This is a genomic window from Streptosporangium sp. NPDC002607, from assembly GCF_053592655.1.
Window position 1 is genome coordinate 120,951 of the sequence record NZ_JBSFWD010000008.1, and the last position, 15,947, is coordinate 136,897.

Below are 15,947 nucleotides of genomic sequence, written 5' to 3' on the forward strand. Positions count from 1 at the left end.
TTCGGCAACGCCCCCGTGCCGGTGAGTGTCCAGATGGACGGCCTTGCCCTTAGTCGGTTGTGCCCAGGTAGGCGAACAGGTTCTCCTCGATCAGGAGGAGGACCTGGGGTGACAACTGTCCGAGGTAGTCACCGAGTTCCTCCTTGAGGAAGGGTTGGGCGCAGATCGTCCTCGCCCAGCATTTGCTCGGTAGGTTGCCGGTGCCCTGGGCGAGTTTGACACAGTATTCGGTCCTGAGCGTGGTCGACGTCGATGTGGGGACGACGTAGACCAGAGACCAGGTGGCCTGCTCGTTCTTCGCGTCGCCGCTGAGAATGATCACTGGCCGTTTGAGATGGTAGTTGCGTTGATCGTTGGGGGGCATCGTGAGCGACCGGTCGGAGACGAGGTAGACGCCACCCTTGCGGATGGATCCCTTCATCGATCATCCAGCATCTTCGTGTTGGCCCGTCGGAGACTGGCCCTCATCTCCAGAAACTCCGCCCTGAGCGCGTCATCCACTCCGGGATCGTCCTCCACCGGAGGCCGTGCCGCACGCCGCGATCGGAAGCGCTCAAGACGCGCCCTCACCTGCTGACGGCGCCGTGCCCGGTTGAGATCGAGCAGCACCCCCCGATCCCCCGCCACCTGGGCCTCGATCACGGGCGCGGTCTCGGCGGACAACTCTTCCAGGTCGGCCGCGCTCTTGCCCCCGTGGAGGCGCACCACACTCTGGACGCACTCCATGTCTGCCGCGCTCAGCGGATCCTCGATGTCGACGGTCACGGTGAGCACGTACGAACCGCGATCAACATACGGCGTCTCTCTCCGCTCCACCAGCTCGCTCTCGACCACCCAGTCCTCGGCACGGGTGAGCGCGTGATCGTAGGGACCGGAGTCGTCCCATCGCCAGGTGGCCCCACTGAACTGCGTCCGCCCCGACTCGATGGCATCCAGGTCCGCGAGATAGAGGAGCCTCGCCAGCGTCTCCGGGGTGAGCTCGACATCCGTCTCACGAGCCGCCTTCAGCATCGCGAGGACCGCACTGGCCAGGGGATTGGGCGACTCAAGGGGTCTGCTCATCACGGCGCCTCCCCGAATCCGTCCCAGTGCCACGCTACTCCTATCAGTCGTTTTCAGCTCTTATCGTCGTTCGCCCGCCACCAGGGATAGTTAATGGCGGTACGTGAGGCCATCATTACACTCGGCTACGACAATGTCAGCGGATCACGACAACGCGTCCCGTTCAGAAGGGCCAGGTCGCGTTACGGCCGGATTCCAGCAGCGGGATCATTCGGAAGGCCGCGTCGGTCAGGCCGTCGAAGGTGTGCCGGTTCTCCTTTCCCGGCGGGGTGGCGCCGTGCCGGATCGACGGCGACCGGTCTACCGGCACAAGCGTGCGGCCGTCGAGTGCGGGCACGCCGGCCAGCGAGTGCGCCAGTGCCCGCTCCAGCGGGTAGGCCCGGCGCAGCGAGGGCGCGGCCCGGTAGGCGGCCAGGAGGAAGGGGAACTGGCGCGAGCGGGCCACCTGCTCGGAATCCGCTGGCTGGGCGGCGACGCGCGCGGCCACCTCTGAACCCGTGAGGGCCGGAGATTCCACATCGCCGAAACATCCAATACCACCCTATTAACCACCGATATTGCGGAACCCCCTCCCAAATAAGCGTTCATGCCGCACTATGCGCACCTGCGGGAACCTTCGGGCCTCGCTGACATCCAACCTCGTACGCGCCGACGTCCATTCACCGGACGCGAGCCGTACTCCCCGATGTTGATGAAGGTGTCGTGATCATGACGTCGAATGTGACGCGGTTATATCAGGCGGTGCTACGCGACCCCACCCCTCCGATCTCGATCCGGCTGCGCCGCAGCTTCTCCGACTGGGTCGTACGGAAGGGGTTCCCGCCGCCGAGCGCCGCGGTGGTGAAGGACGAGGCCGAGGCCGGCGGGGCCCGGCTGGTGATGGAGCGGCGCGGCGACTGCGGCCGTTACACGCTGGACGAGCCGTACGGGCAGGGGCGCCTGCGGACCCGGGTGACCTACACCGAATCGACGCCGAACATGACCGGATGGGTGGTCGTCGCCGTGGAGCAGCACGGGGGGGCTGACCCGGCCGCGAGACGGGAACCGGAGCGGACCGGGAGACGGAGCGCGAAGCAGCGCGGGAAACAGGGAGCCGAACAGCAACCGGAACCGGCGATGGTGAAGGCACCGGGTTTCCTCCCGGCGTACCTGAACACCGCGCGAATCAGTGACGGCGCCGTCCAGGTGGAGGGCGCCGCGGTGCTCCTCACCGAGGACGACGTGCAGCGGTTCGTCTCGGTGATGACCGAGCCCCGACGCCGGGTACCGATACTGGTCGTCTCCTCGGACCCTCGCGACCCCGAGGTGGCGCGGGAGCGCGCCGATCATCTGGCCCACGGCGTCGCCGGCGCGGGCCTGGTCGTACGGCTGGCCGACCTGCGCGCCCAGGACCGGTTCAACGAGGCGATGGGCCCGGAGCTGGGCGTGTTCAGCGGGGCGATCCGCACCTACTTCGCCCCCTTCGATCCCGCCGGGGAGCACTATCCCCGCCGGCACCCGCCCATGGGCGACGCCGCGATCCGTGGCCGGGGCGCCGCCGCCCTCGACCGGATCGTCGACGGGACGATCGGTGAGACCGCACATCGCAAGGTCCCCGACGACGTGCGGCGCACGCTCGACGTCGTCCACCGCGTACTCGCCGGACGGGCCGAACTGGGCGAGATCGCCGACGCCGCCGCACCCCGGCCCTCGAAGGTCGATTTCGCCCGTGAGGAGATGCGGCGGCGGATGATGGCCATGACCAGGCGTCCTACCGTTCCGAAGGCCGAAACCGTCACCACCGCGGAAACCACCGCGGAGGCCACTGCGGAGGCCACTGCGGAGGCGGCCGGGGGGACCGTGGAAACCGGGCCGGTCTCCGCCACGGCGGAGATCGCCCAGAGTGTCGCGGACATGGTGGTCAAGGAACTGCGCGGGGAGTTGGAGACGGCGCTGGGACTCGCCACCTCGTCGCAGATCGCGGGCGACTCCGGCCAGGTGCTCCGCGAGATCCGCGTGCTCGGCGCGCACCTTTCCGGCCTGCGTGACATCGTCGCGGAACGGCGCGGCGACGGGCCTGCCGCCGAGGCGGAGAAGAACCTCCGCGACGAGCACCGGTTGCTCAACGAGGAGTACGCCGAGGCCGTCACGAGCGCCAGGAAGCTCGCCGAGCGGGTCCGCTGGCTGGAGCGCAGGCTCGCCGAGGCGGGCCAGCCGGTGTACGGGGTGACCGAGGACGATCCGGTGTTCGAACCCGGCGGCCTGGTCGAGGTTCTGGCCAAGGCCCGCGAGAGCCTGCATCACATCGGTGTCGGCGACACCGACGGCGCCGCCGCCCGGCTGGACCTGGAGCATCACATCCAGTGCCGTACCTGGGCGGCGAAGGCGTGGGACGCGCTGCGCGCCCTGGACGACTTCGCGGGGGCGCGGTCCAGCGGGAGGTTCGCGGGCGGCTTCTACGACTGGTGCGCCGGTGACTCTCCCGGTCGCCGCACCATCCCCACCGGGATGCTCTCCATGCGCGAGTCGAAGAGCGTGGTCACCCGTTCCAAGTTCAGCGCCCCCCGCAGGTTCGCCGTCCCGCCCGAGGTGCATCCGAGCGGGCAGGTCCTGATGGAGTCGCACATCAAGCTCCGGTCCGTCGGGTACCCGGCCCCTCGGATGTACTTCCACGACGACTCCGCCGGCACCACCGGCAAGATCTGGATCGGCTACCTGGGCGAGCACCTCCCCAACACCCGTACCAACTGACCGAGGAGCTCATCCCGCCGGGGCCGGCTCGGCGTCCGGCCCGAACCGCCGCCGGTAGGCCAGCGGGCTGAGCCCGGTCTGCCGCCGCATCCGGGCCCGCAGGTTCGACGCGGTTCCGAGCCCGCTGAGCCGGGCCACCATGTCGAACCGGAGCTCGCCTCGCTCGATCAGCCGGCAGGCCAGCGCCACCCGTTCGGCCGTGAGCCAGGCCAGGGGGGTGATGCCGAGCTGGGCGGCGAACCGCCGGTGCAGGGTGGCGGGGCTGACCGCCGCGCGTGCCGCCAGGTCCGCGACGGTCAGCGGCCGGTCCAGCCGCTCCTGCGCCCAGGCGAGCACGGAGCCGAGGGAGGCGTCGGGGACGGCGGGAACCGGCCGTTCGACGAACTGCCGCTGACCACCGTCCCGATGCGCCGCGAACACCAGGCGACGGCTCACCGTGTTGGCTACCTCCGCGCCGTGGTCGCGGCGGATCAGGTGCAGGCCGAGGTCCAGCGCCGCCGCGCTGCCCGCCGCGGTCAGCACGTCGCCGTCGTCGACGAACAACACGTCGGGCTGGAGCCGGACCTCGGGGTAGCGGGCGGTGAACGACTCCGCCCAGCGCCAGTGCGTGGTGGCCCTGCGATTGTCGAGGACGCCCGCCGCGGCCAGGGTGAACGTGCCGGTGCAGAAGCTCACCAGCCGGGCGCCCCGCCCGGCGGCGCGCCGGATGGCGGCCAGCACCTCCGGAGCCGGCTCCACCAGCGGATCCGGCCGGTTGGGCACGATCACGGTGTCTGCCCCGTCGACCGCGTCAAGCCCGGCCACGTCCGACAGCGTGAACATTCCGGCGTGCATGCGGACGGCGGGCAGCGCGGCGCTGAGCGTGAAGTCGTACCACGGCACGTCGATCTCGGGGCGGCGCAGCCCGAACAGCTCGGTCGCCACGCCCAGCTCGAACGGGTTCGAGCCGTTGTCTACGATCACGGTCACCCGGTGAGGCCGGCCCGCCGTTCCCTGCGAGAATCCATGCGACATGTGCGATTCCTAGCACTCGCGCCGCCTGGACGCCACCCGCCACGATGGCCCCATGAACGCTGAACCGATCCTCCTGCGGACCGCGCTGGCCGGCTTCGACAGGCTGTGGAGCCCGCGAATCGTCACCCGGGTGAACGACTACGAGGTCCGGATCGCGAAGGTGTCCGGCGAGCACATCTGGCATGTCCACGAGAACACCGACGAGTTCTTCATGGTGCTCGACGGCGAGTTGTCCATCGCCCTGCGCGATGCCGACATCGGCGAACGCGTCGTCACGCTGCCACAGGGTGCGGTGTTCGTCGTACCTCGCGGTGTCGAGCACCGGCCGTCGTCGGCCCGGGGTGCCTCGATCCTGATGTTCGAACCGACCGGCACCCCATCGGTCGGCGACCGGCACGACCCGATTCCCGGCCACATCGACGCCACCACCGGCCACGCACTCGGCTGAGCCGACGCGGCCGGGCGGAAGCCGCTACCCGGCGGCCGGTTTCCTGGCCGCGAACCGCTCGATGGTGCCGAGTTTGAAACGCTCGTGCCGCTCCACCGCGAATCCCATCTCGCGCACCCCGATCAGGGGCCGGCGGCAGTAGTGCTCGCCGGCCGCCGGCACGCTGAAGAGGTCGACCAGCCGCTGCCCCATTCGCAACGGCCAGGACGACGAGGCCACGTGGTCGGCCAGGAGCAGCAGGCCGCCCGGTTTGAGCACCCGGGCCATCTCCTCCAGCGCCGCCCGCTCGTCGGAGATGCCGCAGAGTGAGAACGTGCAGACGACCGTGTCGAAGCGCTCGTCGGGAAAGGTCAGTGCGCGCGCGTCGCCCTGCCGCAGGTCGGCCGCCCGGCCGAGAGTCTCGGCCCGGTGCCGGGCCACCGCGAGCATGGCGGCGCTCCACTCCACCCCGGTCAGCCGGACGTCTCCTGAGTAGTGGGCGAGGTTCATGCCGGTGCCGACCGCCACCTCCAGGGTGTCGCCGGACGCCTGCCCGCACAGCCACGGACGGCTGCCGGCGAAGAAGCGGCGCTCGACGAACTCCATCCGCCGGTCGTACGAGTCGGCCTGCCTGTCCCAGTATCGACGCGACCGCGTGTCCTGCATTGAGGAGTTCGTCATGATTTCAAAGTAACTCTCCGGCGGCTGCCACGCGGCTGAGCGACTCGGCGGTGGACGACCACGGTCGTTTCGCGGGTGGACGCCGCACAACCGGTGTCCGTACGCCACCGGCGCCTGGCCGGGGATGCTCTCCTGGGAAGAGTCCACCGCGAAGACCACACTCAGGACTAAGGTTCACATAAAAAATCTTTGTGCGTTCAGTTCACATTTCTTGGAAGATGGTCTACGGTCCATGAGTGTGACGCGGCGCACACTCGATCGGATTACCGAGCGGAGTCCCCTCGCTCCGGTCCGGTTCGGGCCGCGCGTCCCGTCGAGGGAAACCCCCAGTCCAGCAGTGCCGCCGGGCACCGACCTCGGAGGAAACATGGGCAGCGTCGACCGTGCCACCCTGACCCGGGGCGGCAACCCCGTCGCCCTGGCGGCCAGTGGTGACCGCGCCGCCGGAGCGGCGAGTGGCGACCGGACGAGCGGGACGGGCGCGGGCATCCGTGCCCTGGTGATCCCGCACGAGGAGCGCATCGCCGTGATCGCCGAGGAGCAGCGCGCCGTCGACCACGCGTACGACTGCGTCGAGCGCAGACGGCTCGGCGCCGACCGGGTCAGGAGCACGCACGGCCAGGAGCACCCCGACACCGGCCTCCCCTTCGTCCCGGACGTGCCCCCCGAGTTCGGGGTGGAGGACGACCTCGGCGAGCAACCGCTCGTCTTCATGCGCGTCGACGTCGCCGACGACCCGGACGGCCGGGAGAGCTGGCGCATCGGACGCCGCGCGGTCCGCGACGCCGAGGGCGATCTCGTCGTGATCAGCTGGACCACCGAGCAGGCGGTCCGCTGGATGAAGGCCCGTGCCTCCCGCCCCGGCGAGATCCGGCTCCGCCGCAAGCTGCGCCTGCACGGGCGCACGGTGACCGACTACCTCGACGACATCCGGCCCCGGGTCGCGAACCGCAGACTCCAGGAGGTCCCCGAGGCCGTCTCCCCCATCGAGGAGCCGCCCGGCGAGAACGCCGACGCCTTCCTCCTCGCCGACCTCGACCGGGCCCGCGACGGGCTGATGCGCGACATCGTGGAGACCATCCAGCGAGACCAGCTGGACCTGGTCTCCGACGGACGGCCGGGGGTGCTGGTCGTGCAGGGCGGCCCGGGGACCGGCAAGACCGCGGTCGGCCTGCACCGCGTCGTCTGGCTGCTGGACCCGACGAACCGGGGGCTCACCCCGGACGACGTCCTGGTGATCGGACCGCACCGGGGGTTCCTGCGCTACGTCAGCCAGGTCCTGCCGAGGCTCGGCAGCCGGGGGGTGGCGACGGTGGAGGTGGCGCGGCTCTGGGACGGCGAGGTCCGCGCCGTCGACACTCCCGCGGCGCACCTGGTCAAGTCGGACGAGCGGATGGCCGAGGTGCTGCGCCGCGTCGTCGAGAGCGGCATCCGGCCCGAGGCGCCGGCCTCGCACATCAGCGACGACGTCTTCAGCACCCCGTACCGGGGAGCCGCGCTGACGCTTCCCGGCACCGAGATCGAGGCGCTCGCCGTCGAGGCGCGCGACTCCAGCGGCCCCTACCTGGTCCGCCGCCGCAAGTTCGTCGACACGTTCGTCGACCGCCTGCTGAGCAGATACGCCAAGGCGCTTCCCGGGCAGCGACCGGACGGCGCCCTGCGGTCCGGGATCGAGAAGCACGGCCGGGTGGCCTCCCTGATCAACGCGATGTGGCCCGCGCTCAACGCCGAGACCATCCTGCGCAGGACGTTGAACGACCCGGACGCGATCCACGCGGCGGCTCCCGGCGTGCTGACCGAACAGGAGCGGGAGGCGGTGCTGCGCCCCCGGGTGAGCCGTGCCTCCGAGGAGCCCTGGACTCCCGACGACCTCGTCTGCCTTGAGGAGCTGCGCCACCTGTTGTCCGGGGACGAGCCGCGCCGCTACCGGCACATCGTGGTGGACGAGGCCCAGGATCTCACCCCCATGCAGGCGCGCTCCATCGCCCGCCGCTGCCCCGGCGGTTCGATGACCGTGCTCGGCGACCTCGCCCAGACCACCGGCGCCCGCCAGTACGACGTGTGGGGACGGCTCGCCGGAATCCTGAGCGGGCGCGACGGCTGGCACCTGGCCGAGCTGGCCGTGGGCTACCGGGTCCCCGACGAGGTCATGCGGTTCGCGGCGCCGCTGGCCAGGGCCGTGTCCCTGTCCACCACGGTCCCGGTGTCGGTACGCCCCGCCGACGAGACCTCGCTGACGATCGCGCGCACCGGACCCGAGCGGTTGGCGGACGAGGCCCTCGCGCGGGCGCTGGATCTCGCCACGGCCGACCTGGAGCGGTCGCGGTCGGTCGCGCTGATCGCCCCCGACGGCACCGCGTTGCTGGAGGAGCTGGAGCGGAAGGTCGCGGCGCTGCAGGGAACCGTCGCGGCGGACGACGTACCGCCGGTGAGCGTGCTGCCCGCGACCATGGCCAGGGGCCTGGAGTTCGACCACGTCGTGGTGGTCGAACCCGCCGCCATCGCCGACCAGGGGCCCGCGGGGCCGCGCCGGCTCTATGTGGCGATCACCAGGTGCACCCAGTCGCTCACCGTCGTCCACGCGGCGCCGCTCCCCGCGGTGCTGGGCGGACCGGAGGCCCCGGCGCTCGCGGCGCCCGGAGAACCGGCTACTACCACGATCACGGTGCAGAACGGGTCGGCACACCCCGTACCGAAAGAACTCGCCACCTCAACGCTCACCGTGCCCGGGAAACCGGCCACTGCCACGATCACCGCGCAGAACGGATCGGCACACCCCGTACCGGAGGAATTCACCAGCGCCGAGGAGAACACCACGATGAGGCCCGACACCCCGGCCACGGATGAGAGCTTCCGGTCCTTCGTCTCCTCGCTGGAGGAGCGGGTCGGCGCCGACAGGCAGTGCCACGTCCACGAGCAGGTGCGTTACCGGCTCATCGCCGAGCTGCACGGGGCCAGGCTCGCCCCCTCGCAGTCCCCTCTCGCCGACATCACCTGCAAGGGTCCGCGGGGAGCGGTCCTGTACGAGGTCCTGGGAGAGGGCGGGCACACCTACGAGCGGATGCGCGAGGCGGTACTGCGGATCATGGAGGTCGAGCACGTCGGCGGGGACCGCGCGGAGCACCTCTTCCTCGTGCTCCCCCAGGCCCCCGAGCCCGCGTGGGCGCCGGCGATGCTGACCACCGCCTTCGGCATCACGACGATCTGGAGAGACGGCACCGGATGGGCCGGGGAGGATCTGGCCACCGCCCTCGGCCAGGCTCCGGGCTGACCCGCCGCGGCCGGGTGGATCACCCCGCCCGAGCGCCGTGCTCCCTACCGGAGGGACCGCTACGGCGGTGTTAACGTTCGCGTTCACATCCCGGCAACGGCATGATCGCGATGCTCGGCGGCATGAGAAACAGGAAATCGTTCGTCGTCGCGGTCGCGCTGGCCGCCCTCATCGGTTCCGGGGCCACCGGCGCGAGCGCCGACCGCGCGGCCGGCGGCCGGCCACCGGCGTGCACGCCCCCGTCCGGCCCGTCCGGACCTCCGGCGCTGAAGCCGACCACCGTCACCACCATCGAGCAGGCGTACCGCTGCGTCTTCGCCAACTACTACAGCGGTCCGGTCCTGGACCCCCGCGCGCTGCTGGTGCCCGCGTTCACCGCGCTCACCCAGGAGTTGCAGCGCCGCGGGCTGGACCGGCCGAACGCGACGCTGCCGGCGCTCACCGGCCGCAAGGACGCCGACTGGGCCGCGTTCCGCACCGTCTACCAGAAGGTCGTCGACACGTTGCCGACCGACCCCGAGGTACGGCAGGCGGTCGCGGAGGCGACGATGCGCGGCATGGTGAGGAGCCTCGACGACAACCACGCGAACTGGGATCGTCCGACTCCTGGCGGAGTGTCGCTCGGCGCCCGCCTCTCCGGCATCCGTCCTCCGGGAGTGGCCGATCCGGCGGCCACCCCGCCGGCCTTCATCACCGACGTTCTTCCTGACGGCCCGGCCGCCAAGGCGGGGATCCGGCCGGGCGACGAGCTCGTCGCGGTCGACGAGGTGCCGCTCTTCGTCAACGGGGTGCTCTCCCAGGGGGTCCTTGACGGGATCATCAGGCCCCCGGCGGGGAAGGCGATCCGGCTCACCCTGCGCCGTCCCTCCACCGGCGGCACCGTCACCGCCTCGGTGACGCCCGCGCCCGTCTCGGGACCGGAGCCGAAGGTCGAGTCCAGGCTGCTGTCCGGCGCCGTCGCCTACGTCGCGCTGCCGGCCTTCTTCCCCGGCGCGGCGGACAAGGTCCTGCAGGCCATCGCCTCCCTGCGCGAGCAGGCGCCCCTGCGCGGGGTGGTGCTGGACCTGCGCGGCAACGGCGGCGGCAGCCCGCAGGAGGTCGCCAGGCTGCTCGGCGCCTGGTCGCACGGCAAGGCCACCAGCTACTGGTGCGACGTGCGCGACCGCTGCACCGCCAACCGGAGCGACGACACCGTGCCACTGCTGGGCCTGCCCCTGGTCGCGCTCATCGACCGCAACTGCGCCTCGGCGTGCGACTCCTTCACCAGTACGGTCAAGGATCTGCGCCTCGGCACCCTGGTCGGCACCCGTACCGCCGGCGCGGTGTCCGGCCCCGGAGCCGGCTATCTGCTCGACGACGGCAGCATTCTCATCCTGCCCAGGGTCCACGAGATCGGAGCGAACCGGGAGGTCGTCAACACCATCGGCGTCGCCCCCGACCACCAGGCCCCGATGACCTCCGCGGACCTGTCCGCCGGACGCGACCCGGGCGTCGCGAAGGCCCTGACCCTGCTGAAGTAGGCCCTCCTCGATCACGGAGCCCGGCGGCTGCCGGGCTCCGCTCCGGTGCTGGGGACGGGGAACCTCACGGTCAGCTCAAGGCCGCCACCGGGGTTGGGCCGGGCGGCGAGAGCGGCGTGGTGGGCCTGGGCGATCGAGGCCACGATGGACAGGCCGAGACCGGCGCCGTCGGCGCTCCGGGTCCGGGAGTGCAGCCTGCGGAACGGCTGGAACAGCTCGGCGATCCGTTCGGCGGGCACGTCCGGGCCGGTGTTGCGGACGGTCAGCACACCCGCCTCGGTGAGGCCGACGTGCACGGTCCCGCCGGGACGGTTGTAGCGGACCGCGTTCTGCAGCAGGTTGGTCAGGAGCCTGCCGAGCAGCACCGGGTCACCCGCGACGACGACCGGCCGGGTGCCTGAGGTGATGACGACACCCATGACGACACCGTCGGCGGCCGTCTCCTCGACCGTCTGGCGGATCAGCGCGTCGAGGGCCACCGGCTCCATACGGTCCAGGCCGTGTTCCGCCTGGGAGAGAAGGAGCAGCGAGTCGATCAGCCGCTCGGTCCGCCGGTTGGCGGTCAGCAGTTTCTCCCGTACCGGGATCAGCCGGCCCGGCAGCGGGTCGTCCAGCCCGATCTGGATCGCGGCCCGCTGGACGGCCAGCGGGGTCCGCAGTTCGTGGGCGGCGTTGGCGATGAAACGGCGCTGGCTGTCCACCGACCGTTCCAGCCGTTCCAGCATCGCGTCGAAGGTGTCGGCGAGATCGGTGAGCTCGTCGCGGGGACCGGCCAGCGCGATCCGCTCGTGCAGGTTGGACAGGGAGAGACGGTGCGCGGTGGCGGTGATGTGCCGCAGCGGGCTCAGCACCCGTCCGGCCAGCCACCAGCCCGCGGCCACCGAGACGACGGCGAGCAGGGCGATCACGATCGCGCTGACGGTCCACTGGTACCGCAGCACCGCACCGGACAGAGCGTTCATGGTGTCGACGACCTCGGGCCGCACCAGGCACCCGGGGCACCCGGGCGCCCCGGGTGCCCCGGGTGCCCTCGGCGCGGGGAGTTCGCCGAAGGGCGGAAAGTCCTCCGCGATGGAGCTGACCCGGCTCTCCAGCGCGCTCGTGAGCAGCAGGTTCACCACGGTGAGCAGGATCGTCGAGGTGACCAGGAACAGGCCGGTGTACAGCAGGGTGAGGCGCGCTCGTACCGTGCCGAAAGGTTTCCAGGCCGCGTGCCGGGTCACGGCGGAGTTCCCAGACCGTACGCCGGGTCACGTCGGACATCCGGCACCGCACGTTCCCAGGCCGTACGCCGGGTCACAGCAGGTACCCGGCGCCCGGCACGGTCCTGATGCACGGCGGGTCGCCGAGCTTGGCGCGCAACCGGCTGATGATGACGCGCACCACGGTGGTGAACGGGTCGACGTGCTCGTCCCAGGCCGACTCCAGCAGCGTCTCGGCGCTCACCACGCTCCCGTTCGCCCGCATCAGCACTTCAAGCACCGCGTACTCCTTCAGCGACAGCCTCAGGAAGCGGCCGTCGCGGGAGACCTGCATCCGCTGGGGGTCCAGCACGATCCCGTGCCGTTCCAGCACCGGTGGCAGCGGCGCCTGGCTGCGCCGTCCCAGGGCCCGCACCCGCGCCACCAGTTCGGTGTAGTCGAAGGGTTTGGGCAGGTAGTCGTCGGCCCCCAACCCCAGCCCCGCGACCCGTTCGGGCACCGACGCGGCCGCGGTCAGCATCAGGATGCGGGTACGTGCCCCGGCCCGCACCAGATCCCGGCAGATCACGTCGCCGGGTATCCCGGGCAGGTCCCGGTCCAGCACCAGCACGTCGTAGTCGTTGACGGCCAGCCGTTCCACCGCGGCCTCGCCGTCGTAGACCACGTCCACCGCCATCGCGTGCCGCTGCAGCCCCATGGCCACCAGGTCGGCCAGATCCCGCTCGTCCTCCACCACCAGTATCCGCATGATCGAAGTCGTATCCGACCACCGGTAACAGCGGCGTTAACGCCCGCGCCACACCTCTGTCGTCACCGCTCCGGCCATACCCGCCGATGATCGTACGGGCTCATGCCCCGGTCCGTACCGTGTGGTGGTACGTCGAGTTCTCCTCGTCGAGCCGGTCGAGACCCGGGCCTCGGTGATCTGCCCGCCGGTGGGTCAGCGGTGGGTTCACCCGCGTTTCTGCAGGGTGTAGAGGCGGATCTCGATGCCGTCGGGGTCGGTCACCCCGCTGATCAGCCATCCGATGCTGGCCTCGGTGATTCCGGAGTGGGCGGCGCCGACGGCGCCGAGGTGATCCGACCACTCCACCAGCGCGTCGTAGGTCGGCACGCCGAGTGCGACGGGGTCGAACCCGCGCAGTTCCCCGGCCAGCCGGGGCTCCTCGCGCAGCGCCAGCATGAGGGTGCCGTCCCGGTCGCGCAGCGCCACACCGCGCAGTACGCCCGCCTCGACGAACTCGATCGCCACGTCAAGGCCGAGCACCCGCCCGTACCACTCGATGCTCTTGCGCACGTCCGAGACCGGCAGTTTGACGTGGTGGAATCCGCCCAGGACCGTCATCGGTCACCCCTTCCCGGCCGACGGGGGGCGCCGACGCGGATCTGAAGACATTGGAGTCACACTTTAAAGCGTGGCTCCGGTTCGGTGTCGGATGTCGACGGCCGGAGCCGAAGGTCCGCGTGGACCGGGCTCCGCGTCCATCGAGGTGGGACGCCGGCCCTGGGAACCCCGTCCCCAGGACCGGCGCCCTCAACGAGGCGCCGCGCTCAGAGCCAGTACCACTCGATCTTCGCCTTGGCTCGCCGGTCGGCCATGAAGGCGGAAAACGCGGCTCGCCCCGCCACGGCGAGCGTGGCGGCGTCGGGCTGGGCGGGGCGGCGGTGACGTACGGCGCCGAAGAGGAACGAGTCCCGGTACGGCACGGGGCCGACCGCCACGCCCTCGGCGATGTCGCGCAGTGGCGCGGGCAGCTCGGCCGCCACCCGCTCGGCTACCTGGACGGCGAGCTCGCCGGAGGGATTCGCCACCGCGGCGCCCAGCGCCGCGAAGGGGTCGTCCTGGACGGCCAGCTCGCCGAGCCTGGACTCCGGACCGACCGCCCACGCGGCCGACACGTGGTCGAAGTCCGCGGTGTGGTCCTCGAAGTAGGCTCTGGCCGACTCGGTCTCCTTGCGGCTCCTGAACCGGCCCGTCCTGGCCAGGGCGAACAGGTGGTTCTGGTACGCCTGGGGGGTCAGGCCGACCTCCTTCAGCCATCGCAGCATGTCGGCGCGGCTGTGCAGCCCGCGCCGCCGCCGGAAGTGGTCGGACGCCCGCTGCAGCTCCTCCTCGGACGGCGCCTCGTCGTCCCAGGTCTCCAGCGTGAGGAGGCAGTAGTCGATCAGGTCGTCGTGCAGGGTCCGGTCGCGCTCGCCGTACGCCCGCATCGTGAGCAGGGCCGTCTGCACCGACAGCTCCTGACCGTCCACGCTCAGTACCTTGCTCGCCGCCCAGTGCGCGGAGTGGTCGATCGTCCATGGGACGCCGTCCTCGACGGACGCGGTGACCGCGACGGTGCCGCCGTCCGGATGGTCGACGAGCAGATCGTAGTCGACCAGCGGCGTGCCCGGCCGTACGTCCACGACGAGCTGGGCGCGGGAGCCGGGGTTGGCGGCGCGCCAGGCGGCCACGGTCGTGCGCGCCTCGGGCACGGCGTCGCGGTGGCGCGGCAGCCCGCGCAGCAGTTCGACGGCTGCGGCGAGCGTCTCCGGGTAACCGGTCACGCGGTCACCTCCCGGACGGCCGGCTCTCCGGCGGCCAGCCAGTCGGCGACCGCGTCGGAGATGCGCAGGTCGGTGAACTCCTCCAGCCACCCCCACTGACCGTTGGGGTTCAGCTCCAGGTACACGTACTCGCCTTCCGGGGTGACGATCACATCGATGCAGCCGAAGGCCAGGTTCAGCGACCTGACCAGCTCGACGCAGCGCCGCTCCACGTCCTTGGGCAGGTCGTGGACGGCGTACTCGGTGAAGTTGCCTTCGTAGTGGCGGAAGTCCTCGCGGGTCATCCGTGACCCCTGGGAGTGGATCTCCACGGTGAAGACCTGCTCGCCCACGACGGTGATCCGCAGTTCCGTGGCCTTTTCGATCCTCGGCTGGAGGATCACGGGGGCGTGCGCCAGGCGGTGGCGGCTGGTGAGGTGCCGCCGGGTGAGCGGCGTGGTGTAGAAGCTGTGGCCCCTACCGTCGAGCTGGTACGGCACGAACTCGACCTCCTTGGCGATGAGCCGGCCCTCCGTCTCCGCCCACGCCTCTGCGAGCCCCTCGGGGTCGTTGGTGAAGGTCGTCTCGGGCACGGTGAAGCCGAGCCTGGCCCCGGCGGCGAGGTTGACCAGCTTGTTCTGGGCATGCATCAGAACGCTCATTCGAGCGGGGAACCAACGGGCGTCGAGCGTCTCCTCCCAGCCGTCGAGGTAGATCCGCCCGATCTTCTTCACGAAGTCGCGGTAGTCGGGGTTTTCGACGGTCGACGCCGCCTGTGGCTGCTCGGGGCGGCGCACCCAGACGGTGCTGATGTCCGACGAGTCGATCTCCGCGTCATCCGTCACCAGCGTGTGCCGCCACGTTCCGTTGACCAGCCGGGAGGTGATTCGGGTAGCGGAAGGATAGTCGCCGGGGTCCCACCAGTACACCTCGAGGCCGCGCTCGACGAGCTTGGGCAGAACGAGGTTGACCCCCGCGTCGCTCTTCGCACTGAGTATCAGGATCACCAGGTTCTCCAGGGGGAACGGGCGGCACCCGCGCGGGCGCCGCCCCCGATCGATCAGAAGTCGTAGCACCTGTCCGGCTGGCCGTTGTTGATGGAGGTGCACACCCTGGGGCTGGGCGGGGTCATCGGCTCACGCCCACCGATCACGCTGTCCATCGCGTCGTCGGACAGCTCAGCGGCACCGTGCAGATCGTCGATACGAATGGTCACTACTTCAACCTCATTCTCTGTGTCACGAACTTTCCTTGCGTTTCCCGATCATGATGATGTGCTCTTGCAAAGGGCTTGTATCCAACTTGGATCTTGTGGACACGGCCTACCGGCGACCACCTGGGCCGACGTCCGCGGGTCGGCCCCGGAAGTCGGGGAAGCCCAGGCGGAGGCCGCTCGTCGAATCGCCGAGCGGGCCGCCGATCAGGCCCGCGGCGGCGTCCTGGCCGTGTTGGATCGGTTCGTCGAGTCGGGGGTGCGGTCGGTCAACGTGCCCCCACCTGGATCGCGCCGACCG

At 70.8% G+C, this 15,947-nt stretch carries 15 protein-coding genes; 4 read left to right on the forward strand and 11 right to left on the reverse strand.

The annotated features are described in order from the left end of the window. Positions 1-49: 49 nt before the first annotated feature. The 3 genes from ACWD3H_RS12050 to ACWD3H_RS12060 all read right to left on the reverse strand — a co-directional run bounded on the left by ACWD3H_RS12050 (position 50) and on the right by ACWD3H_RS12060 (position 1,549). Positions 50-421, reverse strand: a complete 372-nt coding sequence (locus tag ACWD3H_RS12050) for a type II toxin-antitoxin system PemK/MazF family toxin (RefSeq protein ID WP_451954952.1) — start codon at positions 419-421, stop codon at positions 50-52. After that, on the reverse strand, positions 418-1,062 hold the full coding sequence (locus tag ACWD3H_RS12055) for a hypothetical protein (RefSeq protein ID WP_451954953.1): 645 nt from the start codon (positions 1,060-1,062) through the stop codon (positions 418-420). Before ACWD3H_RS12055 ends, ACWD3H_RS12050 begins: the two co-directional genes overlap by 4 nt. A gap of 163 nt (positions 1,063-1,225) precedes the next feature. Continuing rightward, positions 1,226-1,549, reverse strand: a complete 324-nt coding sequence (locus ACWD3H_RS12060) for a hypothetical protein (RefSeq protein WP_451954954.1) — start codon at positions 1,547-1,549, stop codon at positions 1,226-1,228. A 221-nt stretch (positions 1,550-1,770) separates the two neighbouring features. On the opposite strand from ACWD3H_RS12060, the gene ACWD3H_RS12065 reads away from it, so the two are divergent. Further along, the gene (locus tag ACWD3H_RS12065; RefSeq protein ID WP_451954955.1) at positions 1,771-3,792 is read left to right on the forward strand and encodes a hypothetical protein; all 2,022 of its coding nucleotides are present in this window, start codon (positions 1,771-1,773) and stop codon (positions 3,790-3,792) included. Positions 3,793-3,801: 9 nt separating this feature from the next. On the opposite strand, the gene ACWD3H_RS12070 is transcribed toward ACWD3H_RS12065, so the two are convergent. Next, positions 3,802-4,761: a helix-turn-helix domain-containing protein gene (locus tag ACWD3H_RS12070; RefSeq protein ID WP_451954956.1), complete on the reverse strand. Its 960-nt coding sequence runs from the start codon at positions 4,759-4,761 to the stop codon at positions 3,802-3,804. A 97-nt stretch (positions 4,762-4,858) separates the two neighbouring features. On the opposite strand from ACWD3H_RS12070, the gene ACWD3H_RS12075 reads away from it, so the two are divergent. After that, entirely contained in the window at positions 4,859-5,254 is a 396-nt protein-coding gene (locus tag ACWD3H_RS12075; protein ID WP_451954957.1) for a cupin domain-containing protein, read from the forward strand. Positions 5,255-5,278: 24 nt separating this feature from the next. Here ACWD3H_RS12075 and ACWD3H_RS12080 read toward each other — a convergent pair whose 3' ends face one another. Continuing rightward, positions 5,279-5,914: a class I SAM-dependent methyltransferase gene (locus tag ACWD3H_RS12080; protein WP_355548739.1), complete on the reverse strand. Its 636-nt coding sequence runs from the start codon at positions 5,912-5,914 to the stop codon at positions 5,279-5,281. A 367-nt stretch (positions 5,915-6,281) separates the two neighbouring features. Here ACWD3H_RS12080 and ACWD3H_RS12085 point away from each other — a divergent pair, with 367 nt between their 5' ends. Continuing rightward, positions 6,282-9,185 carry a HelD family protein gene (locus ACWD3H_RS12085; protein WP_451954958.1) on the forward strand — a complete coding sequence of 968 codons (2,904 nt, stop codon included), beginning with the start codon at positions 6,282-6,284 and terminating at the stop codon, positions 9,183-9,185. Between the two features lie 122 nt (positions 9,186-9,307). Further along, positions 9,308-10,705, forward strand: coding sequence for a S41 family peptidase (locus ACWD3H_RS12090; protein WP_451954959.1), 1,398 nt, complete (start codon positions 9,308-9,310; stop codon positions 10,703-10,705). A gap of 11 nt (positions 10,706-10,716) precedes the next feature. Here ACWD3H_RS12090 and ACWD3H_RS12095 read toward each other — a convergent pair whose 3' ends face one another. The 6 genes from ACWD3H_RS12095 to ACWD3H_RS12120 form a co-directional block, all read right to left on the reverse strand. Further along, positions 10,717-11,928 carry a sensor histidine kinase gene (locus ACWD3H_RS12095; protein ID WP_451954960.1) on the reverse strand — a complete coding sequence of 404 codons (1,212 nt, stop codon included), beginning with the start codon at positions 11,926-11,928 and terminating at the stop codon, positions 10,717-10,719. A gap of 73 nt (positions 11,929-12,001) precedes the next feature. After that, positions 12,002-12,655 (reverse strand): response regulator transcription factor, encoded by a 654-nt coding sequence (locus tag ACWD3H_RS12100; protein ID WP_355548727.1) that lies wholly within the window; start codon positions 12,653-12,655, stop codon positions 12,002-12,004. 204 nt (positions 12,656-12,859) lie between these two features. Then, complete coding sequence (locus tag ACWD3H_RS12105) at positions 12,860-13,252, reverse strand: VOC family protein (protein WP_451954961.1); 393 nt, start codon at positions 13,250-13,252, stop codon at positions 12,860-12,862. 206 nt (positions 13,253-13,458) lie between these two features. Next, positions 13,459-14,454, reverse strand: a complete 996-nt coding sequence (locus ACWD3H_RS12110) for a TIGR04500 family putative peptide maturation system protein (RefSeq protein WP_451954962.1) — start codon at positions 14,452-14,454, stop codon at positions 13,459-13,461. Further along, positions 14,451-15,440, reverse strand: a complete 990-nt coding sequence (locus ACWD3H_RS12115; RefSeq protein ID WP_355548718.1) for an MvdC/MvdD family ATP grasp protein — start codon at positions 15,438-15,440, stop codon at positions 14,451-14,453. The genes ACWD3H_RS12110 and ACWD3H_RS12115 overlap by 4 nt, the downstream gene beginning before the upstream one ends. A gap of 53 nt (positions 15,441-15,493) precedes the next feature. Next, entirely contained in the window at positions 15,494-15,649 is a 156-nt protein-coding gene (locus ACWD3H_RS12120; RefSeq protein ID WP_451954963.1) for a hypothetical protein, read from the reverse strand. Positions 15,650-15,947: the final 298 nt, after the last annotated feature.

Bases quoted from the DNA above. Each gene is read 5' to 3' on its own strand.
- ACWD3H_RS12105 (WP_451954961.1), bottom strand. From the start codon at position 13,252: ATGACGGTCCTGGGCGGATTCCACCACGTCAAACTGCCGGTCTCGGAC.
- ACWD3H_RS12090 (WP_451954959.1), top strand. From the start codon at position 9,308: ATGAGAAACAGGAAATCGTTCGTCGTCGCGGTCGCGCTGGCCGCCCTC.
- ACWD3H_RS12085 (WP_451954958.1), top strand. From the start codon at position 6,282: ATGGGCAGCGTCGACCGTGCCACCCTGACCCGGGGCGGCAACCCCGTC.
- ACWD3H_RS12080 (WP_355548739.1), bottom strand. From the start codon at position 5,914: ATGACGAACTCCTCAATGCAGGACACGCGGTCGCGTCGATACTGGGAC.
- ACWD3H_RS12100 (WP_355548727.1), bottom strand. From the start codon at position 12,655: ATGCGGATACTGGTGGTGGAGGACGAGCGGGATCTGGCCGACCTGGTG.
- ACWD3H_RS12065 (WP_451954955.1), top strand. From the start codon at position 1,771: ATGACGTCGAATGTGACGCGGTTATATCAGGCGGTGCTACGCGACCCC.
- ACWD3H_RS12055 (WP_451954953.1), bottom strand. From the start codon at position 1,062: ATGAGCAGACCCCTTGAGTCGCCCAATCCCCTGGCCAGTGCGGTCCTC.
- ACWD3H_RS12075 (WP_451954957.1), top strand. From the start codon at position 4,859: ATGAACGCTGAACCGATCCTCCTGCGGACCGCGCTGGCCGGCTTCGAC.
- ACWD3H_RS12050 (WP_451954952.1), bottom strand. From the start codon at position 421: ATGAAGGGATCCATCCGCAAGGGTGGCGTCTACCTCGTCTCCGACCGG.